Annotated in this window: 20 protein-coding genes; 7 read left to right on the top strand and 13 right to left on the bottom strand. The window is 65.7% G+C overall.

Features of this window, described 5'->3' with window-relative positions; genetic code table 11:
- Positions 1-70 precede the first annotated feature (70 nt).
- Genes pgi through zwf form a run of 3 tightly spaced genes read right to left on the bottom strand, consistent with a single transcriptional unit; the run spans position 71 to position 3794 of the window.
- Positions 71-1663, bottom strand: coding sequence for a glucose-6-phosphate isomerase (pgi, locus tag BOO69_RS07990; RefSeq protein ID WP_071973717.1), 1593 nt, complete (start codon positions 1661-1663; stop codon positions 71-73).
- The gene (gene pgl, locus BOO69_RS07985) at positions 1660-2331 is read right to left on the bottom strand and encodes a 6-phosphogluconolactonase (RefSeq protein WP_071971688.1); all 672 of its coding nucleotides are present in this window, start codon (positions 2329-2331) and stop codon (positions 1660-1662) included. Before pgl ends, pgi begins: the two co-directional genes overlap by 4 nt.
- Entirely contained in the window at positions 2328-3794 is a 1467-nt protein-coding gene (zwf, locus tag BOO69_RS07980) for a glucose-6-phosphate dehydrogenase (RefSeq protein WP_071973716.1), read from the bottom strand. The genes pgl and zwf overlap by 4 nt, the downstream gene beginning before the upstream one ends.
- Before the next feature lie 188 nt (positions 3795-3982).
- Here zwf and BOO69_RS07975 point away from each other — a divergent pair, with 188 nt between their 5' ends.
- Entirely contained in the window at positions 3983-4942 is a 960-nt protein-coding gene (locus tag BOO69_RS07975) for a radical SAM protein (protein WP_071971687.1), read from the top strand.
- Here the strand turns inward: BOO69_RS07975 and BOO69_RS07970 are convergent.
- The 3 genes from BOO69_RS07970 to BOO69_RS07960 all read right to left on the bottom strand — a co-directional run bounded on the left by BOO69_RS07970 (position 4939) and on the right by BOO69_RS07960 (position 7489).
- The gene (locus BOO69_RS07970) at positions 4939-6018 is read right to left on the bottom strand and encodes a hypothetical protein (RefSeq protein WP_071971686.1); all 1080 of its coding nucleotides are present in this window, start codon (positions 6016-6018) and stop codon (positions 4939-4941) included. The genes BOO69_RS07975 and BOO69_RS07970 overlap by 4 nt on opposite strands.
- Positions 6019-6057: 39 nt before the next feature.
- Complete coding sequence (locus BOO69_RS07965) at positions 6058-7122, bottom strand: DUF2855 family protein (RefSeq protein WP_071971685.1); 1065 nt, start codon at positions 7120-7122, stop codon at positions 6058-6060.
- An 85-nt stretch (positions 7123-7207) separates the two neighbouring features.
- On the bottom strand, positions 7208-7489 hold the full coding sequence (locus BOO69_RS07960; protein ID WP_071971684.1) for an usg protein: 282 nt from the start codon (positions 7487-7489) through the stop codon (positions 7208-7210).
- Positions 7490-7721: 232 nt separating this feature from the next.
- Here BOO69_RS07960 and gyrA point away from each other — a divergent pair, with 232 nt between their 5' ends.
- Positions 7722-10451, top strand: a complete 2730-nt coding sequence (gene gyrA, locus BOO69_RS07955) for a DNA gyrase subunit A (RefSeq protein WP_083545650.1) — start codon at positions 7722-7724, stop codon at positions 10449-10451.
- 213 nt (positions 10452-10664) lie between these two features.
- Here the strand turns inward: gyrA and BOO69_RS07950 are convergent, their stop codons facing one another.
- The 4 genes from BOO69_RS07950 to BOO69_RS07935 all read right to left on the bottom strand — a co-directional run bounded on the left by BOO69_RS07950 (position 10665) and on the right by BOO69_RS07935 (position 14668).
- The gene (locus BOO69_RS07950; protein ID WP_071971682.1) at positions 10665-11012 is read right to left on the bottom strand and encodes a hypothetical protein; all 348 of its coding nucleotides are present in this window, start codon (positions 11010-11012) and stop codon (positions 10665-10667) included.
- Positions 11013-11173: 161 nt separating this feature from the next.
- On the bottom strand, positions 11174-12649 hold the full coding sequence (locus tag BOO69_RS07945; protein ID WP_071971681.1) for a carboxypeptidase M32: 1476 nt from the start codon (positions 12647-12649) through the stop codon (positions 11174-11176).
- 2 nt (positions 12650-12651) lie between these two features.
- On the bottom strand, positions 12652-13800 hold the full coding sequence (gene ctaA / locus BOO69_RS07940) for a heme A synthase (protein WP_071971680.1): 1149 nt from the start codon (positions 13798-13800) through the stop codon (positions 12652-12654).
- 112 nt (positions 13801-13912) lie between these two features.
- Positions 13913-14668 (bottom strand): RNA methyltransferase, encoded by a 756-nt coding sequence (locus tag BOO69_RS07935; protein ID WP_071971679.1) that lies wholly within the window; start codon positions 14666-14668, stop codon positions 13913-13915.
- A gap of 101 nt (positions 14669-14769) precedes the next feature.
- Here BOO69_RS07935 and BOO69_RS07930 point away from each other — a divergent pair, with 101 nt between their 5' ends.
- Positions 14770-15390: a thiamine phosphate synthase gene (locus BOO69_RS07930; protein WP_071971678.1), complete on the top strand. Its 621-nt coding sequence runs from the start codon at positions 14770-14772 to the stop codon at positions 15388-15390.
- Positions 15391-15415: 25 nt separating this feature from the next.
- Here the strand turns inward: BOO69_RS07930 and BOO69_RS07925 are convergent, their stop codons facing one another.
- Positions 15416-16606 carry a HupE/UreJ family protein gene (locus BOO69_RS07925; protein ID WP_071971677.1) on the bottom strand — a complete coding sequence of 397 codons (1191 nt, stop codon included), beginning with the start codon at positions 16604-16606 and terminating at the stop codon, positions 15416-15418.
- Here BOO69_RS07925 and BOO69_RS07920 point away from each other — a divergent pair.
- From BOO69_RS07920 to BOO69_RS07905, 4 genes are all read left to right on the top strand, one after another.
- The gene (locus BOO69_RS07920) at positions 16605-17423 is read left to right on the top strand and encodes a DUF4198 domain-containing protein (RefSeq protein ID WP_071971676.1); all 819 of its coding nucleotides are present in this window, start codon (positions 16605-16607) and stop codon (positions 17421-17423) included. The two genes, BOO69_RS07925 and BOO69_RS07920, sit on opposite strands and share 2 nt — an antisense overlap.
- A gap of 63 nt (positions 17424-17486) precedes the next feature.
- Positions 17487-18377, top strand: a complete 891-nt coding sequence (locus BOO69_RS07915; RefSeq protein ID WP_071971675.1) for a PfkB family carbohydrate kinase — start codon at positions 17487-17489, stop codon at positions 18375-18377.
- Positions 18374-19291 carry a pseudouridine-5'-phosphate glycosidase gene (locus BOO69_RS07910; protein ID WP_071971674.1) on the top strand — a complete coding sequence of 306 codons (918 nt, stop codon included), beginning with the start codon at positions 18374-18376 and terminating at the stop codon, positions 19289-19291. Before BOO69_RS07915 ends, BOO69_RS07910 begins: the two co-directional genes overlap by 4 nt.
- 99 nt (positions 19292-19390) lie before the next feature.
- The gene (locus tag BOO69_RS07905) at positions 19391-20125 is read left to right on the top strand and encodes a DUF502 domain-containing protein (RefSeq protein ID WP_071971673.1); all 735 of its coding nucleotides are present in this window, start codon (positions 19391-19393) and stop codon (positions 20123-20125) included.
- A 41-nt stretch (positions 20126-20166) separates the two neighbouring features.
- Here the strand turns inward: BOO69_RS07905 and BOO69_RS07900 are convergent, their stop codons facing one another.
- A complete protein-coding gene (locus BOO69_RS07900) occupies positions 20167-21213 on the bottom strand; it encodes a patatin-like phospholipase family protein (protein ID WP_071971672.1) in 1047 nt (348 codons plus the stop codon).
- Entirely contained in the window at positions 21213-21986 is a 774-nt protein-coding gene (locus BOO69_RS07895; protein ID WP_216637023.1) for a 3-hydroxybutyrate dehydrogenase, read from the bottom strand. Before BOO69_RS07895 ends, BOO69_RS07900 begins: the two co-directional genes overlap by 1 nt.
- Between the last annotated feature and the right edge of the window lie 213 nt (positions 21987-22199).

Genomic DNA, 22199 nt, shown 5'->3' with positions numbered 1-22199 from the left:
CCGCATTCGATTCCCGATTTTTGGGGCGCTGCCCCAAACCCCGGAGTATTTTGGGCATAAAGAAGCCGGGTCAGGTGCGGTGTTTCAGGGCATAGTCCACCAGCGCGGCGGTGGAGCCGTCCTTGCCAGCGGCGGGCTCGGTCCCTTCCACGATGGGTTGCAGCGAGGTGGCCAGTTCCTTGCCCAGTTCCACCCCCCATTGATCGAAGGAGTTGATGCCCAGGATCACCCCCTCGACGAAGACGCGGTGTTCGTAGAGCGCGATGATCTGGCCCAGGGTGAAGGGATCGAGCAGCGGGTAGATCAGCGTGGTCGAGGGGCGGTTCCCCGGGAAGACCCGGTGCCGGGCCTGGCGTTCCAGTTCGTCCCCGCTCAGGCCTTTCGCCGCCATGCGACGGCGGGCTTCATCCAGCGACCGGCCGCGCATCAGCGCCTCGGACTGGGCGAGGCAATTCGCCAGCAGAAGCTGGTGATGATGCGCCAGTTCCGGTTCGTGGCCGTTGGCGGCGACCAGGAATTCGCAGGGGACGATCCGTGTCCCCTGATGGATCAGCTGGTAAAAGGCGTGCTGCCCGTTGGTGCCCGCAGCCCCCCAGACCACCGGGCCGGTGTGGTGCGCCACACCGGCGCCGTCCATGCAGACCGACTTGCCGTTGCTCTCCATCTCCAGCTGTTGGAGGTAGTCGGGCAGCATGCGCAGCCGCTGGTCATAGGGCAGCACCGCGCGGGTGGCATGGCCCAGCACCTGGTTGTGCCAGATCCCCACCAGCGCCAGCAGTACCGGCATGTTCTCGGACGGATCCGCCGACCGGAAATGGCGGTCCATCGCCTGCCCCCCGCGCAGGAAGGCATCGAACGCCCTGGGGCCGATGGCGATCATCACCGCAAGACCGATCGGCCCCCACATGGAGTAGCGGCCCCCGACCCAGTCCTCGAAGCCGAAGACGCGCGCCGGGTCGATGCCGAACTGCGCGGTCTTGTCCCCGGCGGTGCTGAGGGCGGCGAACTGCCGGGCCGGGTCGCCGCCGTGGTCGGTCATCCAGGCCCTGGCGGTGCGGGCGTTTGTCATGGTCTCGATCGTAGTGAAGGTCTTGGAGGCCACGATCACCAGCGTGGTCCTTGCATCCAGCCCGCGCAGGGTGTCGGCGATATGGGCGCCGTCCACGTTCGAGACGAAATGGCAGCGCGGCCCGTCGTGGTAAGGGGCCAGCGCCGCCACCGCCATCGCGGGCCCGAGGTCGGAGCCGCCGATGCCGATGTTGACCACGTCGGTGATGGCGCTGCCGCGCACCTCGTCGGAGTAGGCGCGCATTCTGGCCAGGGTCTCGTGCACGCCGGGCATCACGTCCTGCCCGTCCACCGGAACCGGTCCGCCATCGAGATTGCGCAAGGCGGTGTGCAACACCGCGCGGCCCTCGGTCTCGTTGATCGGCGCTCCGTCGAACATCGCGCTGCGCCGCGCCGCCACGCCCGCCGCCTCTGCGAGCGCGAGCAGGTCGGCCCGCGTCTCGCCGTCGATGTTGGTCTTGGCATAGTCGAAATGCAGGTTCTCCAGCGTGACGGAGAAGTCCTCCGCCCTGCCCCGATCGCCGAACAGGTCCAGCAGGGTCCGGTCAGACACCGCATCGGCGCGTGTCTTCAGCTTGTTCCAGATGTCCTTCATGCCGCCCAATGCACCTCTGCGCTGTTGAGTACCGCGGCGATCGGCGCCTCTTCGGGCGGCAGTCCCTCCGCCCGTTCCAGCGCCGCGCGCTTGGCGTCGCCGAAAATCACCACGTGGGTCGACATGGCCCCGCGCAGCACATGCGCGGGCAGCGTGACGCGGGCGATCTCCTGCCCTTCGACGTGCACGGGGCAGAGGTTGGGCGCGTTCCCCGCCATCGCCGCCTCGACACCTTCCGCACCGGGAAAGAGCGAGGCGGTGTGCATGTCCTCGCCCATCCCCAGCACCAGCAGGGAGAGGGGCAATTCGGGATCGAGGGTCGGGGCCAGCGCCGCCGCCCCCGTCTCGGCGTCCATGCCGGGCTGGAAGAAGGGAATGAACCGCGCCGCCGCGGCGTGGCCCGTCATCAGCCGGTCCCGCACGAGCGCACCGTTGGACCGTTCGTCGCGCTCCGACACCCAGCGTTCGTCGGTCAGCATCACGTGGACGCGCTCCCACTCCAGCGCGGTGCCGCTGAGCATGTCGAAGATCGGGCCCGGGGTCGTCCCGCCCGGCACCGCGAACGAGGCGAACTCGTGCGTCATGAGGCATTTCTTCAATTCGCCCGCCAGCCGGTTCGCCACCTTCATCGCCAGGATTTCCCGGTCGGGATATTCGATCAGGTTCATGGGGTCACCTCGCGCCATTCGCGGCCGTCACGCCGCATCAGTTCGTTTGCATAATCCGGGCCGGCCGAACCGCTGTCATAGGGTTTGGGCACGTCATTGCGCGCCTCCCAGCCCTGGATGATCGGGTCGGTCCAGGCCCAGGCGGCCTCGACCTCGTCGCCGCGCATGAACAGCGTCTGGTTGCCGCGCATCACGTCCATGATGAGCCGCTCGTAGGCATCGACCTGTTCGGCATCCTGGCCCAGGGCCTCGGCAAAGCTCATGTCCAGCGGCACGTCGATCAGGCGCATCCCGCCCGGTCCCGGTTCCTTGATGGTGACGCCGAGGGTGATCCCCTCGTTCGGCTGCAGGCGGATCGAAAGGACGTTGCGATGCCGGCCCGCGTCCTCCCCGAAGATCGAATGCGGAGTTTCCTTGAACACCACCGTGATCTCGGACGACCGGGCCGAAAGCCGCTTGCCGGTCCGAAGGTAGAACGGGGTGCCTGCCCATCGCCAGTTGCTGATATGGGTCTTGAGCGCCACGAAACTTTCCGTGCGCGATCGAGGTGCCCCGACGGCCTCGCGGTAAGAGGGCATCTTTTCCTCGTTTCCCGTCTCGGCCAGGTATTGCCCCCTCACGATGTGATGCGGCAGGACCGGGTCGAGCGCGCGGATCACCTTGAGCTTCTCGTCGCGCACCGCGTCGGGGGCGAACCGCGCGGGCGGCTCCATCGCGATGAGGCACAACAGTTGCATCAGGTGGTTCTGGACCATGTCCCGCATGGCCCCCGCCTTGTCATAGTATTCACCGCGCCCGCCGACGCCGACGGTCTCGGCCACGGTGATCTGGATGTGGTCGATGAACTGCGCGTTCCACAGCGGCTCGAACAGCATGTTGCCGAACCGGACCGCCATCAGGTTCTGGACCGTCTCCTTGCCGAGGTAATGGTCGATCCGGTAGATCTGGTCTTCGTTGAAATAGGTCGCCAGCGTCGCGTTCAGCGCATGGGCGCTTTCGAGATCGCGGCCAAAAGGCTTCTCGACCACGATGCGCGCATCCCTGTCCGCCATGCCCCACTGCTGCAGCCGCTCCGCCAATTCGCCGAACAGCGCGGGCGACACGGAAAAATAATAGGCTTCGGTCCGGCCCTTGCCCTTCATCAACTCCTGCAGATCGGCCCATCCGGCATCGCCAAGGGCATCGATGGGCGTGTATTCGATACGGCCCAGGAAATCCTTCAGCTGTTTGTCCGTGTAGGTGAAATCGCCGCCGAACTCCCGGATCGCCTCCACCACCATCTCGCGGTAGCCGGCGCTGTCCAGTTCGGTGCGCGCCGCACCGATGACGCGCGATTCCGCCGGCATCTGCCCGGCCACGAAGCGCCGGAACAAGCCGGGCAGGATCTTGCGCTGCGCCAGGTCACCCGTACCGCCGAAGATCACCAGGTCGAAGGGATCTACGGGAATCACCCGGCTGACCATGTGCGGCAGCCTGTCTTTGGTCTGGGTCATGATGGGCCCTGCGGTTACATCAGCTTCTGTTAGCGCTACCATACTCGTATATCCGGGCATCACAAGGTCGTGCGCCGCCCGCGGACAAGACTTTTAATGCCCTGCCCGATCGCTTAGCACAGGGAACAGCATCAGGAACGATCAGACAAGGACCTATCATGAAAGATATGGCCGCAGCCAAGGCACAGGCGAACCGCGGAAAATTCGCGGATCCCGCCGTCACCGCCAAGGGAGAAGCCCGCGCGCGCGTCGCCCTCAGCAACCCGCAGACGCTGTGGTTCAATACCGGAACGCTGTGCAATATCGAGTGCGCGAACTGCTATATCGAGTCCTCTCCCACCAATGACGCGCTGGTCTACATCACGGCAGACGAGGTCCGCGACTATCTCGACCAGCTCGAGGCGCGGGACTGGCGCGTGCGCGAGATCGCCTTCACCGGCGGCGAACCCTTCATGAACCCCCAGATGATCGACATGACCGACGCGGCACTTGCCCGGGGCTACGACGTGCTGATCCTGACGAATGCCATGCGCCCGATGATGCGCAAGACCATGCAGGAAGGGTTGAACCGGTTGAACGCTGAATACCCCGGAAAGCTGACCCTGCGCGTCTCCGTCGATCACCACGACCCTGCCCTGCACGATGCCGAACGCGGCGAGGGATCGTTCGCCAGGACGCTCGAAGGCATGGAATGGTTGCGCGACAACGGCTTTCGGATGGCCATCGCCGGACGGTCGGTCTTTGCCGACAGCGACGCGGAAAGCCGCGCGGGATACGCCGCATTCTTCGCGGAACATGGCTTTGACATCGACGCCGCCGATCCCGGCATGACGGTGCTGTTCCCGGAAATGGACGAAAGGATCGATGTCCCCGAGATCACGACCGCCTGCTGGGGCATCCTGAACAAGTCGCCAGACGCGGTGATGTGTTCCTCTTCCCGGATGGTCGTGAAACGCAAGGGCGCCGACAAACCCGCCGTGCTGGCCTGCACCCTGCTGCCCTATTCGCCCGAATTCGAACTGGGCACCACGCTGGCCGAAGCCGAAGGCGACGTGGCCCTGAACCATCCCCATTGCGCCAAGTTCTGCGTGCTGGGCGGGGCCAGCTGCTCGGCCTAGGGGCGATCGACCTCGCGAAAGGCCTGCCATGCCGCGCGCATCGCCCCGGCGCGCGCCGTGATCCGCGCCTGACGTGATTCAGCCGGTTCTTCCGACCGAAGGGCCGCCTCGCGCGCAATCCGCTGGCCGATCTCGCTTGGATCGCAGGGCCGCCGGGGGCTGAAATACGCCGGATCGATGCCGAAGCGTTCGGCGAATTGCCGGTTGCGCGCCTCGAACGTCGCGTCGATGCAATCCGACAGCCAACCCAGCAGCGCGCCGTCCGGCAGAGGAATGGACTGGACCACGGGGTCGCCGACGGCGAGAAACCTGTTGGCTTCATGGCGTCCGGGCATGGGAAAGCCGCACTCGATCCCGTTTGTCACCGCCTCGATGGTGGCGGGCGCGAAAGCCGGGTTCACCACCGCCGCCGCCTCCGTCGCATCGCTTTTGCGCACCCCGATCCGAGCGGCGAAATCGGCCAGCAGGGGGCGGTCGGCATCCCGCGGCGGCAGCGCTGCAACGTGCAGCGGCACCCCCAGTTCGTCCAACTCCCGTGCTCTTTGCACCATGCTCACCGACCAGTCGAAGCTCGAGAATCCGCCGGCGTCGCGACCGACGCTGACATGCCCCAGGGCAAAGGCCATCAACTGGCGCTCCACCCCGGTAAAGAGCGCGGGATCGATGCCTTCCGCGCGCAGGATGCCGGCCGTCTCGGCCACCCGGTCCGGCTCCCGGAAAAGCCACTGGCCATGCACCGACCGCAGGTAATCCGATTGCCTCCGGACATAGGCGAGCGCCGACGTCTCGCCCCCCTGCCCGACCGCGGCCCGGACCAGCGCACGCAAGGCCCCGGTTTTCTTGAACAACGCCTCGTGGCTGACGATCAGCGGCCGATCCGCACGCGCCGCACCCATCCGGGCGGCCAGGGGGCCGAGCGGCGACGTGTCGCCAGCCTCCAGCGCCTGAATTTCGGGTGCCCTGACGAAAATCGCGTCCAGAAGAGGATCCGCGCCCCGAGACGCGGCTTCCAGAAATGCCTGGATGGCCGAGGATCCGCATTTGCCCGGTCCGAGATGAAAGATGATCCGCGCCATGCGACAGCGATAAGCGGCGGCCTCTTTCAAGACAAGCGTTCAGATGCGGATCACGTGCCCGTCCCTTGGATCGGCCCGCCCGTTTGCGAGGTCGCTGTAGACCTGCGGAACGGCCTCCATCCCGTCATGCACCCGAACCGTCATCCAGTCACCGGCCTGCGCCGCGAGCCGCTTCCACGCGGCAGTGATCCGCTTCTCTATTTCGCCGGGGCCCCATTCCTCGCGCCGCTTGGCGATCTGGGACGGGGCGAAGAAGAACTGCGGCTTCGGTCCCGGCAGACCCTTCTGCGGGCGGAACCGGTCCCAATGGCTGGTGCCCACGGCGGCGGAATGTGTCAGAACCTCCGCCAGATGGCTGTGCAGCTTCAGCTTCACCTCGGCATTGCCCGACATGTCCACATAGACCGACGGCACCTGCGCGATCCTGTCGATCTCGTCGTAACTCAGCACCTTGTCACAGGCACCCAGCCCCTCGACAAAGCTGCGGTTCCCTTCCGAAGTCAGCCCGACGATCCGGTAGTCGCGCGTCTGCGGCTCCGCGAGGTACTTGCACAGCCCCAGACCCGTTTTTGAAGACGCGGAACCGACGATGATCTGTTCCGCCCCGAAACGATCATTGTCCATGAGCCAGTCGAACAGCAGGTAGGACGTGGCCAGCAGCGGCTGGAGAAGCGCACGCAGGTGATCCTGCTCCGGCGTCCCGGCCTTTACGGCGACGTAGCGGTTGTAGACCGCGGGCAGCCCGTCCCGATGCGCCGCCGTGTCGAGGACAACGCCGTGGCCATCGTCTTGCGGGACGATCACCAACTCCTCCGCCAGCGGAAAGAAACCGTAAAGCCGCGTCCCTTCTGCCAGGGCGTCGCTGCGGCTTTCCACCACCTCCGCCACGCCCCAGACCGGCACCTGGCCCATCCCGTCTATCCCCGTGGGGAAGAACTTCCAGTAGCCGATGTCGAACCCCACGGCGGCATAGGTGACATTGTTGGCGGTCACGGCGGAGCTTTCCAGCCGCAACCGCGCCTCGCCTTCCCGCAGTGCCGGAGACGCGACGTCCTCCAGCCGCACCTGCGTGATATCCTTCTGATCGACCAGCAGCCTTTTCATCGCGCTCCCCCTCCTGTGTCGCACCCAGCCTAACGCCGGGTTTCCCCACACGAGAGCGAAATCGCGACGACGCTGCGTCAGCGGTCTAGTGCAGGATGAACTCGCCCACCTGGTTCTGCCATTCTCCCGGCCCGATCAGCTTGCGATGGGTGAACCGCACCGAGTGCAACGGACCCTCGATCTTGTTCTGCCAGAACTCGACGAAGCCGAAAAGCTTGGGGTGATCCGGCGCAAGATCGTAATCCTGCCAGATGTAGGAATTCAGGACATGGGTATAATCCGGCATCCGGTAAAAAAACTCCGCCGTTGTCAGGCCGTACCCCTTCAGCATCAGTTCCGTTTCCGTCGGCACGTGTGTCTGGGCCATTTGCGACCTCTCCTTGCTGCTGCACTCAGACCAGATTGCCACGCCGGAATTTATTTTCAACAAAAACAGTATGTTGTCACTCCACACAGATGGCTGCCAGAGAACGCGGGGCATCCCGCATTGCACCCGATATGCCCCTTCTGCTATAGAAAATCACAATATCTAGATCGCCATCAGAAGCAGAGCAGACAACGTGAACGACACGCCGGAAACGCCTGAAAACGAAGACGAAATGCCGCCTGAGCGGCCCGAGTTCGACGGTCCCTCCGTCACCATCGAACACGAGATGCGGACGTCCTATCTGGACTACGCGATGTCCGTCATCGTCAGCCGCGCCATCCCTGACCTGCGCGACGGGCTGAAACCGGTGCACCGGCGCATCCTCTACGCCATGCACGAGACCGGGAACACCCACGACAAGGCCTATCGGAAGTCCGCCCGCCCTGTGGGCGACGTCATGGGCCAGTACCACCCGCACGGCGACAGCGCGATCTACGACGCGCTCGTCCGCATGGCGCAGGATTTCTCCATGTCCCTGCCGTTGCTCGACGGCCAGGGCAACTTCGGCTCCATGGACGGCGACAACGCGGCGGCCATGCGCTATACCGAAGTGCGGATGGACAAACCCGCCGCCTATCTTCTGGCCGACATCGACAAGGAAACCGTCGACTTTCAGGACAACTACGACGGCAAGCAGCAGGAACCCTCGGTCCTGCCTGCCCGGTTTCCGAACATGCTGGTCAACGGCGCGGGCGGCATTGCCGTCGGCATGGCGACCAACATACCGCCCCACAACCTGGGCGAGGTGATCGACGCCTGTCTTGCGCTGATCGACGATCCCGACCTGACATCGGAACAGTTGATCGACTACGTGCCGGGCCCCGACTTTCCGACCGGCGGCATCATGCTTGGCCGCTCCGGCGCCCGCAAAGCCTATCTCGAAGGGCGCGGCAGCGTCATCGTCCGCGCCAAGACCCGTCTGGAGGAATTGCGCAAGGATCGCTGGGCCATCGTCATCGACGAGATTCCCTATCAGGTGAACAAGGCCACGATGATCGAAAGGATCGCCGAACAGGCCCGTGAAAAACGGATCGAGGGCATCGCCCATGTGCAGGACGAATCCGACCGCAACGGCGTGCGCGTGGTGGTCGAACTCAAGCGCGACGCGAATGCCGAAGTGGTGATGAACCAGCTTTTCCGCTTCACGCCGATGCAGACCTCCTTTGGCTGCAACATGCTGGCGCTGAACGGCGGCCGCCCCGAAACCCTGACGCTGCGGCGGTTCCTGACCTGCTTCATCGACTTCCGCGAGGATGTCGTGGCCCGGCGGACCGCCTACCTGCTGCGCAAGGCGCGCGAGCGAAGCCACATCCTGTGCGGCTTGGCCGTCGCGGTCACCAACATCGACGAAGTGGTCGCCACCATCCGCGCCTCGGCAGATGCGGGCGAGGCACGCGAACGGTTGATGACCCGCCGCTGGCCTGCCGAAAGCATCCTGCAATACATCGCCCTGATCGACGATCCGACCCACACCGCCAACGAGGACGGCACCTACAACCTGTCCGAGACACAGGCCCGCGCCATCCTCGAGCTGCGTCTGCAACGCCTCACCCAGATCGGCGTCAAGGAAGTGACCGACGAGCTGGAAGAACTCGCCGGCAAGATCAAGGAATACCTCGAGATCCTCGGCTCGCGCGAGCGGATCATGGGCATCATCTCGGACGAGCTGCGCGAAGTGAAGGATCTTTTCGCGGTGCCCCGCCGGACGGAAATCTCCGACTGGTCCGGCGACATGGAAGACGAGGACCTGATCGCGCGCGAGGACATGGTCGTGACCGTGACCTCCGGCGGTTACATCAAGCGGACACCGCTGGCCGATTTCCGCAGCCAGCGGCGCGGCGGAAAGGGCCTGTCGGGCGGCGGACTGAAAGAGGACGACGTGGTCACCACGCTCTTCGTCGCCAACACACACACGCAGCTTCTGTTCTTCACCACCGAAGGCATGGTCTACAAGCTCAAGACCTGGCGCCTGCCGCAGGGCAGCCGCACCTCGAAGGGAAAGGCGATCGTCAACATCCTGCCCATCCCCACGGGCGTGTCCATCGCCGCGATCATGCCGGTGGACCGGGACGAGGATGAATGGGACGATCTTCAGGTCGTCTTTGCCACGGACCACGGCACCGTGCGTCGGAACAAGCTTTCCGATTTCACCAACGTGATGCGCAACGGCAAGATCGCCATGAAGTTCGAGGGCGACAGCGAGGGTTGGAAGCTCATCAACGCACGTATCGCCTCGAACGACGACAACGTCATGCTGACCACCAACTCCGGCCGTGCGATCCGTTTCCGCGCCGACGACGTCCGCGTCTTCAATTCGCGCGCCTCGACCGGGGTGCGAGGGATCAAGCTGTCGGGTGACGACAGGGTTGTCTCCATGTCGGTGATCCGTCACTTCGACGCCCTGTCGGATGAACGGGCCGCCTATCTCAAGATGCGTCGCGCGATGGCCGGTCTGGCCGACGACGCCGAGGTCGAGGTCGAGGATGACGACGAAGGCAATGCAAACGCGATCCTGCCGATGGAGCGCTATGTCGAGATGTCCGAAGCGGAGAACCTGATTCTCACCATCACCGCGGGCGGCGCGGGCAAACTCAGCTCGTCCCACGATTACCCGCTGCGGGGCCGCGGCGGCATGGGTGTCACCGCCTGGGACAAGCGGATGCAGTCCGGCGACATCGTCGCCTCCTTCCCGGTGGAGATGGACGACCAGATCATGCTGGCGACCTCCAAGGGGCAGTCGATCCGTGTGCCCGTCGATGGCATTTCCTTCCGCTCCCGTTCGGCCGGCGGGGTCAAGGTGTTCAACACCGGCAAGGGCGAAGAGGTCGTCAGTGTCGCGTGGATCGCCGATCAGGGCGATGCCGACGTGGACGACGAGGGCACGGAAACACCTGCCGACTGACACGGACCTCAGCGCAGGCTTTTGCGCCAGACGTGAGAAATGCAAAGGCGCCTCCGGAATACCGGTGGCGCCTTCTTCTTGCGGAACGGCATCTGAACCCTCAGTTCATGGATCCTTGGCGCACCACGAACGAAAAACACCCCCGCGATGCTGCGCGGAGGTGCTTGATTCTATACCTGCCCCTTTGGGGAAGGCGTCAACCGAAGTTGACGATCAGTTGTCGGTCGTGGTGGTGGTGGTGCTGGAGCTGCCATCGTTGGCAGCCAGAACGACCAGCAGCAGCGCGCCGGCTGCGACTGCACCGCCGGTTGCGAGGCCGGCACCCGAAGCGAACAGCGGGCCTGCGTCGCCATCTTGGATGCAGCGACGTGCGCGCACGCCGTCAACGGTTTCGATTTCGGACGCGCAGGAATAGATCTGGCCGTTGGTGCCCTGCACGCGCAGCGGATACTGCGGGTTGCCGGTTTCACCCAGGACAGACGCCTGTGCGGTCGTTTGTGCGGATGCACCTGCGGCGACGGACATCGCGACAGCTGCGGTGAGTGCGAAAATCTTTCTCATCTGGACCAAACTCCCAAGAGTATTTCTGTTCACAATGCTTATGACACGGATCGATTGTCACTAAAAGGCCTCTAACCCATGTCGGCGGCATTTGCACCTGCTGATACAAAAAAACCGCACAAATAATAGAAGCTCTTTGGCGAAAAAACGCCCACGGCCCGCTAGAGCCCGTAGATTTCGGTGAATTTCGCCCTCAGGTAAGCCAGCAGCGGCGACTCGGTGGGTGGCTTGCCCGTGGCGTGGGCGATCACCTCGCGCGGCTCCATCAATCCGCCGTGGGTCTGCACGTTGGCCCGGAGCCACGCGGTCGCAGGCTCCGTATTGCCCTGCGCCAGGCTGGCATCGAGATCGGGCAGCGCCGCGCGCATCGCCTCGTGCAGGCAGCCGGCATAGACGTTGCCCAGCGAATAGGTGGGGAAATATCCCAGCAACCCCACCGACCAGTGGACATCCTGCAGGACACCGTTCGACGGCTTGTCGACCGGATAGCCGAAATCGGCCTCGAACCGGTCGTTCCACGCTGCCTCCATTTCGGACACCTGAAGGTCGTGCGCGACCAGCGCCCGCTCCAGGTCGAACCGCAGCATCACGTGCAGGTTGTATTGCAGTTCGTCCGCCTCGGTCCTGATGTAACCGTCGTTCACACGGTTCACGACCCGGTAGAAGGTTTCGGCGTCCGCGATGCCGAAGTCGCCGAAGGCGTCCTTCATCTGGCCGAAGAGCCATGACGTGAAGGCACGGCTTCGCCCGATCTGGTTCTCGTAGATGCGGCTCTGGCTTTCGTGCACGCCCATGGAGACCCCGCTGCCCAGAGGCGTCAGCAGGTAGGCGCGGTCGATGCCCTGCTCGTAGGCGGCGTGGCCCACCTCGTGGATGGTGGAATAGAAGCAGTTGAACGGGTCAGCCGGATTCGTCCGGGTCGTGATCCGGACGTCCAGCCCCGAGCCCGACGAGAACGGATGCACCGCCTTGTCCACCCGGCCCATCGACATGTCGTAGCCGAACGTCTTGGCCAGATGCCGTGTCAGTTTCATCTGCGCGGCCTCGTCAAAGCTCCCCTGCAGCCTCGGAGGCGCTTCGGCGGCCCGCACGGCGGCACGCAGCTCGCTCAGTTCGGGACGCAGCGCATCGAACATCGACGCGATCTGGTCACCCGTGGTGCCGGGCTCGTAGTCCTGAAGCATGGCGTCGTAAACGTCGCCGTCGGTGGCCAGCGCCTGTCCTTCCTCGCGCTTGAGCGCGATCACCTCGGTCAGCGTGGGCGCGAAGGCGGAAAAGTCGTCCGCGGCCCGTGCCTCCGCCCAGATGCCCTGCGCCTCGGAGGTGACGCGCGCGATCCGCGCCGCCAGTTGCGCGGGCACCTTGGACGCGCGCTCGTGGTCGCGGCGGATATGGCGCAGGTTCGCACGCCCCACCGGGTCGAGCGCGCCGTCGTCGATCTTGGCCAGCCAGTCAGCCACGCGCGGATCGATCCGCCGCGCATGCAACACCGATTCCATCGCCGCCATCTCTTCTGCCCGTTGCGGCGCGGCACCGCGCGGCATCATCGTCTCCTGGTCCCAGCCCAGGCGGCCGGCCACCTGCGCAAGGGCTTCGGTCTCGCGCTGGAATGCCATCAGGTCATCGTAGGCGGTCATGGTCATTTACCTCTCAGGGATGTGGCGACGGGATAGGCGGACAGGAAGCGCGCGCGCAGGATCAGCACCCACAACACGACCGCCAGCGCCTGGTGGGTAAGCGCGATGTGCACCGGCGCGGCATAAAGCACCGTGGTGATCCCCAGCACGATCTGCAGCGCGAGCGCCGCCATCACGGCGTTGAAGGCGAACCGGGTGGTCGCATGTGCCGACCGCCGCCCGCGCATCCACACGACGATGCCGAATACGAACAGCAGGTAGCCGGTCATCCGGTGGATGAACTGCACCAGTCCCGCGTTTTCAAAGAAATTGCGCCAGGCCGGCATCAGGTTGAACGCATCGGGCGGAAAGAACTGTCCCTGCATCAGGGGCCAGTCGATGAAATACCGGCCCGCGTCGATCCCGGCCACCAGCGCACCCAGCAGGATCTGCAGGAAGGCGAGGTGAAGCAGGCCTGTGGCCATCCCGAACTGCCGCGCTTCCTTGGCGCGGCGGGCCTGGATGAGATCGCGCTCGGACCGTCCCAGCATGAGAATGTACCAGGTGATGAACCCCATGATGATGAAGGCAAGGCCGAGGTGCGTCGCCAGACGGTAGCTGGCCACGTCGGTCACCCCTTCGCCGCTGGTCACGCCGGAGGACACCATCCACCAGCCGATCGCGCCCTGTGCGCCGCCAAGCGCGCCCAGCAGAAGCAGCCGCCGGTGCCAGCCACCGGGCACCTGCCGGCGCAGCGCGAACCACGCGTATCCCAGCGCCCAGACCAGTCCTATCACCCGGCCCAGCTGGCGGTGGCCCCATTCCCACCAGTAGATGCGCTTGAAATCATCCAGCCCCATCCAGGAGTTCTGCACCTGGAATTCGTCGATGGCCTGGTACTTCTCGAACTCCGATTGCCAGTCCGCCTCGGTCATCGGGGGCAGAGCGCCGGTCACGGGCCGCCATTCGGTGATCGACAGGCCCGAGTCCGTCAGCCGGGTCATGCCGCCCACCGCGATCATGACAAATACGAGCGCGAACAGGATCATCAGCCAGACCCGCATCGCGCGCCGGCCAGCCCCCCTGCCCCTATCTATGACCCCGGTCTCGACAACGGGCCGCGTCGTGGCGGGCTCCGCCACCTCTTCGAACAACTTGCGCTTCTCAGCCATATTCCGCCTCGGTTGCTTGTTGCCGTCTTGGTAGGTCACGGCGCGGCCAAGGTCCAGTGCGGCAAGGCGTCCTGCCGCGGGCGACGGTGTCGCACCGGCGGTCGGGGCGGGCCTAGTCGCCCCGTTCCTTCCAGCGCACCATCTGGCGCATCATCCCGTGCAGCATCTGCACGTCGGCCCGCGTCATCGGCATCCGCGACCACATGTTGCGCAGGTTCAGCTTCATCGATCCGACCTTGTGGGCCGGAAAGAAGAAGCCCGCCTCCTCCAGCCGTTCCTCGTAATGTGCCGCGAGGTGCTCGACCTCCTCGCCGCTGGCCCAGTCGGTGCCCGCCATCTCGGTCGTCACCGCCGGAACCTCCGCCGTGGCACGGCGCCATTCGTAGCCCATCAGCAGCACGCATTGCGCAAGGTTGAGCGAGGGGAACGCGGGGTTCACCGGCACCGACACGATGGCATTGGCGCGCGCCACGTCCTCGTTCTCGAGCCCCGCGCGTTCGGGGCCGAAGAGCACCGCGACGCGCTGGCCGTCGGCAATGCGGCGCGCCGCCTCGGTCATCGCGGCTTCGGGGGAGAATACGGGCTTGGTCATGTCGCGGCTGCGCGCGGTAGTCGCCAGCACGAAATCGCAGTCTCCCAGCGCGTCGGGCAGGTCGGAACACAGCCGCGCCTCGTCCAGCAGCCGCCCCGCGCCCGAGGCCATCGCCACGGCCGAAGGGTTCGGCCAGCCGTCCCGCGGTGCGACCACCCGCATGTGATCGAGCCCGAAGTTCCACATCGCCCGCGCGGCGGCGCCGATGTTTTCGCCCATCTGGGGGCGCACCAGCACGAAGGCCGGGATGGACGGGGGGCTGACGGGCTGGCTCATGCGGGCCTCTTACCGTCGGCCTCAAGGCCCCGCAAGAAAGGTTTTCATTTCCCCGCGGCTTGGGGTACGCAGACCGCCAGGAACCGCAAAGGACGCCCCGGATGGACACGCCCGAAAAGCCGCAGATCTACCTGATCACCCCGCCCGAGATCGAACTGGGGACCTTCCCCGCCCGCCTGGCAACGGTACTGGACGCCCATCCCGTGGCCTGTGTCCGGCTGGCCCTCTCGACCCGGGACGAGGATCGGCTGGCCCGCGCCGCCGACGCCCTGCGCGACGTCACCCACGCCCGCGACGTCGCACTTGTGATCTCGGATCACCTGCTGATGGTCGAAAGGCTGGGTCTCGACGGGGTGCACCTGAACGACGCGGCCCGGACCGTGCGCCATGCCCGCAAGGAACTGGGCGAGGACGCCATAGTCGGCAGTTTCTGCGGCCCTTCCAAGCACGAAGGCATGGCCGCCGGAGAAGCGGGCGCCGACTATGTCAGCTTCGGCCCGGTCCAGCCTTCGGCGCTGGGAGATGGAAGCCACGCCGAGACCGATCTCTTTCAATGGTGGTCGGAGGTGATCGAAGTGCCCGTGGTGGCCGAAGGCGCGCTTGACGCGAACATGATGCGGCAACTCGCGCCTTACACCGATTTCTTCGGCATCGGGGACGAGATCTGGGCCGCGGACGATCCGGCCGCCGCCCTGGGCACGCTCATCGCCGCGATGGGCTGAGACACCGCGAGGACGCGGGCGCGCGCTACAGGAACACGCGCTCCACCACCCAGTAGGCCCCGATCAGCGCGATGATGAGCGAGCCGGTCACCGAAACGGCACGGAACATCACCGTGTATTCCGTCACCAGTTCCTCCTGCCCCTCCAGATGCGCCCGGCGTGCCGCCAGAACCGCACCCCACAGCAACAGCGCCGCAAGGGCGATGACGGCAAGCTGGCCCAGTTCCACGCCCACGTTGAACCCGATGAGCGCCGGGAGGAATTGGCCCGGCGGCAGCCCGAATTCCCCCAGCACCGACGCGAAGCCCAGCCCGTGCAGCAGGCCGAAGCCGAAAATCACCAGCGGCCGCCACCGGCTCAGCCGGTGAAAGAAGATGTTCTCGACCGCGACATAAACGATCGATGCGGCGATCAGCGGCTCGACGATCTCGGCCGGCACCCGCACCAGCCCCAGCGCGCCCAGTGCCAGCGTCACCGTATGCGCGAGCGTAAAGGCCGAGACCTGCCAGACCAGCGGCCGCAGCTGGGTCGACAGCAGGAAAAGCCCCAGCACGAAGAGGATATGATCCAGCCCCTTGGGCAATATGTGATCGAATCCCACCGGGATGTAGCCGACGAACGTGCCCAGCCCGCTCTGCTCGGCACCGCCCTGCAGCGCAATCTCGGGGCTGGTCTCCCCCCCGTCGAGATAGCCGGTAAAGGGTTCCTCGACCCCCTGCTGACGCAGCACGAGCGCCCCGCCGCCGTCGGGCCAGGTGACCTGCACGACTTCAGCCCGCGGATCGACGCTCCCGCGCAGCGTCCAGTCCGCGAGGCGTGCGAACTCGGGTCCGATGTCGTCCTGAAGGTCGACGCGCGCACTGCGCAGCGGGACAGGCGCACCGTCCGCGCTCAGCAGCGGCAGGGCGTTCCATCGCTCCAGCAGCGCCGGAAGGCGGGTGACGATCTGCTCGGGCGGCAGCGCGCGCAGCGCATCGTAGCTTTCCGCGTTCTCGGCGTTGTCCGTGTCATCCATGCCATCGAGGTCGATCCCGGCGAGAAACGCATCCAGATTGATACGCAACACAAGGTCCGCCCTGTCTCCGGTCACGGTCAGATCCGCGATGGTGGGCTGCAATTCATGCGCCCCCGCCCGCATCCCGAACACCGCCAGCCCACTTGACAAAAGGACCAGCGCTGCCAGCTTGAACAGCATCCTAGTGAGAGTATTTCGCATGTACCTGCCCCGTTTCCTGCTGCCAGTCGCGCTCTGCGCCCTGCCCTTTTCGCCGGCCCTGTCCCATGAATTCTGGATCGAACCGCTCGACTATCAAGTCGAGAATGGCGGCACCATACAGGGCGATTTCAGGAACGGGGAGCAATTCGTCGGCAATATTCTCGCGTATTTCAACAAGAGCACCCACCTCTACGTGATGGTGGCCGATGGCGTCGGCACGCGGCTGAAACCGCGGGCGGGCGATCGGCCCGCGCTCGATGTCGAGGCCCCTGTCGACGATGCGCTGGTGGCGGTGGTCTACGAATCCACGCCCCAGTACGTCACCTACCGCGAATGGGAAAAATTCGTCGGCTTCACGGAGCACAAGGATTTCAAGAACGCCCTCGCCACCCACGAAGCCAACGGCTGGAGCAAGGAACGCGTGCGCGAACGTTACACGCGGCACGTGAAGGCGCTGATCGCGGTGGGCAGCGGCGCGGGCGCGGACCAGACGGTGGGGCTCGCGACCGAGTTCACCGCCCTGACGAACCCCTATGCGCCGGGCTTCGAAGGGCCGATGGAGGTCAAGCTGACCTACGACAGCGCGCCGCGTCCCGATGCCCAGGTGGAGGTCTTCGACCGCGCGCCGGACGACAGCGTGAGCATCACGCTTCACCGGACCGACGCGGAAGGCATCGCGCGCATTCCGGTCACGCCGGGGCATGAATACCTGTTTGACGCGGTAACGCTCCGCGAGGCGCCGGATGCCGGCCAGGCCGAGGATTCGCCGGTGTGGGAAACGCTCTGGGCGGCGCTGACTTTCGAGGTTCCCGGCTGACGCCGCCGGACTTCCGCAACGACCGGCTTGCGCAGGTCGCCCGCGCGCGGGTAAACCCGTGCCATGACGCCATCCCGGTCCCCTGACATCCTCTGTATCGGCGCGGTCCTATGGGACATCATCGGTCGCTGCGACAAGCCCATGCGACAAGGCTCCGACATGCCGGGGCGGATCACACGTCTGCCCGGCGGCGTGGCCTTGAACATCGGCATGGCATTGTCACGCTTCGGCCTTGCACCTGCCCTGCTCTCCGCCGTGGGCCGCGACCCGGAAGGCGATGAGCTCATGGCCGCCTGCGCGGTGCGGGGGCTGATGACGGACTTCATCTATCGCTCCGACGACCTGCCGACCGACCGCTACATGGCCGTCGAAGGGGCCAACGGGCTGATCGCGGCGGTCGCGGACGCCCACTCGCTCGAAGCCGCGGGCGACAAGATTCTCGGCCCGCTCGGCGATGGCCGCCTGCCGAAGCCCTTTACCGGGGCGGTCGCGCTCGATGGCAATCTCACCATCGACCTGTTGGGTCTCATGGCCGAAAGCCCGCTTCTGGCCGAGGCCGACCTGCGTGTCGCCCCGGCCTCGCCCGGCAAGGCGCTGCGTCTCGCCCCGTTCGTCAAGACCGGTCGCGGCACGCTCTACGTGAATCTCGAGGAGGCAGGACTGCTCTGCCAGCGCGTGTTCGCCGATTCCCGCGCGGCGGCCGAAGGGCTTCTCGCACGGGGCGCGGCGCGCGTGGTGGTGACCGATGGGAGCAATCCCGCCACCGTGGCCGACCCCGACAGCATGCACACGCAGACCCCACCGCAGGTGCAGGTGGCGCGGGTCACCGGCGCAGGCGATACCTTCATGGCCGCCCATATCGCGGCGGAACGCGGCGGCATCAAGGCCGAAGCCGCCCTGCAGCAGGCGCTCGACGCCACCGCCCTTTACGTGTCCGGAGAGACCCTCATATGACCCTGCCCCTCACTTTCAGCGCCGAAGTGGCCCAAGCCCGCGCGGCGGGCACGCCCATCGTCGCCTTGGAAAGCACCATCATCACGCACGGGATGCCGCATCCGCAGAACATCGAGGTCGCCCGCGCTGTCGAGGCGGACATCCGCACCGCAGGCGCGGTGCCGGCCACGATCGCGGTACTGGACGGACAGCTTCACATCGGGCTGGAGACCACCGAGCTCGATGCCCTGGCCCAGGCGCGCAACGTCGCCAAGCTCAGCCGCGCCGACCTTGCCGCCTGCATCGCGCGTGGCGGGACCGGCGCCACCACCGTGGCCGCCACGATGATCGCGGCGCGTCTGGCGGGCATCGCCGTCTTCGCGACCGGCGGGATCGGCGGAGTTCACAAGGGTGCCGAAGACAGCTTCGACATCTCGGCCGACCTGATGGAACTGGCCCAGACGCCTGTCACGGTCGTCGCCGCCGGCGCCAAGGCCATCCTCGACGTGGCCAAGACCCTCGAAGTGCTGGAGACCCAGGGCGTGCCGGTGATCGCGGTGGGCCAGGACAGCTTTCCCGCCTTCTGGTCCGCGTCCTCGCCGCTGAAGGCCCCGCTGCGCATGGATGACCCCGCGCAGATCGCGAAAGCCCACACGCTGCGCGCCGCGCTCGGCCTGCCGGGCGGTCAGCTGGTGGCCAACCCGATCCCGGCAGAAGACGAGATCCCGGCGGCCGAGATGGCCCCGGTCATCGCCCAGGCCCAGGCCGACGCCAAGGCCCATGGAATCAGTGGCAAGGCGGTCACGCCCTACCTGCTGCAGCGCATCTTCGAGCTGACCGACGGCCGGTCGCTGACCGCGAATATCGCCCTGGTGCGCAACAACGCCCGGCTGGCCGCGGGGATCGCCGCCGAGATCGCGCGCCAGGCCGCGTAATCTCCGGGCGACGCGCCTGATTTCAGAAGGAAAACGCGCACCCGGCATTGTGGCAGGCGCGCAAACGGCTTAGCTATGTGACGACTTGCCGGGACAGCCATGAACACGCCATTCGACATCGACCCTTCCGAACCACGCCGCCCCGGACTGGTCGCGCGCCTGCGGGCGTCCTTTCTGACCGGGCTGGTGGTGATCGCACCCGTCGGCCTGACCATATGGCTGATCTGGTCCGTCGTCGGCTGGATCGACGGATTTGTCCTGCCGCTGGTGCCCAAGGGATACCATCCCGACCGGATGCTGCAGGATTTCCTCGGGCTCGACCCGGACGTCCAGATCAATGTTCGCGGCCTCGGCGTGGTGATCTTCCTCGTGTTCACGATCATCGTGGGCTGGATGGCCAAGGGGATCATCGGCCGGTCGCTGATCCGTTTCGCGGAAAGCCTCGTGGAACGGACGCCGGTGGTGCGCACCATATACTCCGGGATCAAGCAGATTTCCGAGACGATCTTCGCCCAGTCGGAACGCAGCTTTGAAACGGCCTGCCTGATCGAATATCCCCGGCGGGGCATATGGGCACTGGGGTTCATCTCGACCACCGCCAAGGGCGAGGTGGCGGACAAGTCGGACCCCACGGACGAGATGGTCAGCGTGTTCGTACCGACGACGCCGAACCCCACCTCAGGTTTCCTGTTGTTCTTTCCCAAGCGGGACGTGATCGAACTGGACATGACGGTGGAAGACGCGGCCAAGCTGGTGATCTCGGCCGGGCTGGTCTATCCGCCCCAACGGGGCGACAAGAACGACCTGCCCGAAGCCCTGCCCGCCCGGGACTAGCGCCACCTTTTCCTGAGAGAACCTGTCGCGCGTGGCTCCGCCTAGCCGAACATCTCGGGCAGATCGACGCTGCTTTCCACGCCGATCTTGTCCTTGTGCATCTCGAGAAACCGGTCTGCCGCCGATTGCCCCGCTTCGTAAAGCGTCGCGATCACCGCGGGGAGCGGCACGAGTTTCGTGGCAACGGACAGCTTTTCCATCAACGCGTCATCCGCGACCATGTGGACCCTGACCCGGCGCATCGCGCCTTCGGGCACCCGGCCGCTGTCGATCAGACGCTGCACGAACTCGATCGCCCTGAGCTCGCGCAGCAGGCTCGAGTTGAAACTGATCTCGTTGATCCGGTTCTGTATCTGCTTGGGTGTGCGCGGCAGATCATGCCGTTCCAGCGGGTTGATGTTGATGACGACAATGTCGTCCGGCAACCCCTTGCCAAACAAGGGAAACAGTGCCGGGTTCCCAGTATAGCCGCCATCCCAGAATGCCTCCGTCTGCCCGGTTTCGGCATCGTGCATCTCGACCGCCTGGAACACGGTCGGCAGACAGGCCGAGGCCATGATTGCCTCCGGCCCGATCTCGTCGCCCGAAAACACCCGGATCTTGCCGTTGCGCACCCTCGTCGCGCATATGTACAGAAGCGGCGCGACCCCGTTGCAGACATGGTCGTAATCCATCTGCGACACGATGTCGGTCAGCGGGTTCCGGTAGAAAGGCCCGTACACGTAGGGAGAGGTCACGTTCGACACGGCATCGCCGATCGCCACCGGCCACGAATACTCCAACGCCTGGCTCACCGCAGCGATGCCGAAGGGGGCCATCCACGACTGCAGGCGCAGGTCCGCCACCCCCGACACCTGCCGCCACAGCCAGGCCAGGTTCTCGCGCGCACCCTCCGCGCCCCCGGCGACGAATCCGGCCTTCAGCGCGGCCCCGTTCAGCGCACCGGCGGATGTGCCCGAGATGCCGCAGATCTCCAGGTCGGGATCCTGCAGGAAGCGCTCCAGCACGCCCCAGGTGAAGGCGCCATGCGCGCCCCCGCCCTGCAGCGCCAGATTGATCCGCTTCCTGCCGCTCTTGCCTTTCGCCATCAGAGCGCCGTCCAGCCGCCGTCCACGCTGATGGCGGTGCCCGTGATCTGCGCTGCGGCGTCCGAGCACAGGAAGGTCGCCGTACCGCCCAGCTGTTCGACGGTCGCGAATTCCTTGCTGGGCTGACGTTCCAGCATCACGTTCTTGATTACGTCTTCGCGCGACATGTCGTATTCCTTCATCGTGTCGGGGATCTGCGCCTCGACGAGCGGGGTCAGAACGTAGCCGGGGCAGATGGTATTCGCCGTGATCGGTTCCTGCGCCGTCTCCAGCGCGGTCGTCTTGGTCAGGCCGACGATGCCGTGCTTCGCGGCGATGTAGGCGGACTTGAAAGGCGAGGCGGTCAGCCCGTGTGCCGAGGAAATGTTGATGATCCGGCCCCACCCCGCCTGCCGCATCATCGGCAGGGCGGCGGCGGTCGTGTGAAAGGCCGAACTGAGGTTGATCGCGATGATCGCATCCCATTTCTCCACCGGGAAATCCGGGATCGGCGCCACGTGCTGGATACCGGCGTTGTTGATCAGGATATCGCAGCGCCCCGCGTCGGCGATGAGCTGTCGGCACGCGTCCCCCTTGGACATGTCCGCCTTGATGTAGCGCGCCGTGACACCGGTCTCCTCCGCGATCTCCCTGGCCAGCGCGTGGTCTTCCTCGCGGTCGGTGAAGGAATTGAGAACGACGTCCGCACCCGCACGCGCGAGTTCCCAGGCGATTCCCAGCCCGATGCCGGAATTGGACCCGGTGATCACGGCGGTCTTGCCGGTAAGGTCGATGGTATAGGCCATGATGATGTCTCCTGATTGAAATGCTGCATTGCATCATGCCCTGCTGCATCTGCAAAGGGAACGCGCCGCAGGCGGGAATGTTTCACCCTGAATAGCGCGGTGCAAAGCGCGCGGGAACCATTCCTGTAGATGCGCACGCCGGCGACACCTGCACGGCCCACGCCGCAGGGCGGTCCGCCAAAAAAAAACGCCAGCACGAAG

The sequence above is a fragment of the Sulfitobacter alexandrii genome, assembly GCF_001886735.1.
Classification (GTDB): Bacteria; Pseudomonadota; Alphaproteobacteria; order Rhodobacterales; family Rhodobacteraceae; genus Sulfitobacter; species Sulfitobacter alexandrii.
Note: the sequence above shows the minus strand (reverse complement) of the source record. Positions and strands in the feature narration are given on the sequence as shown.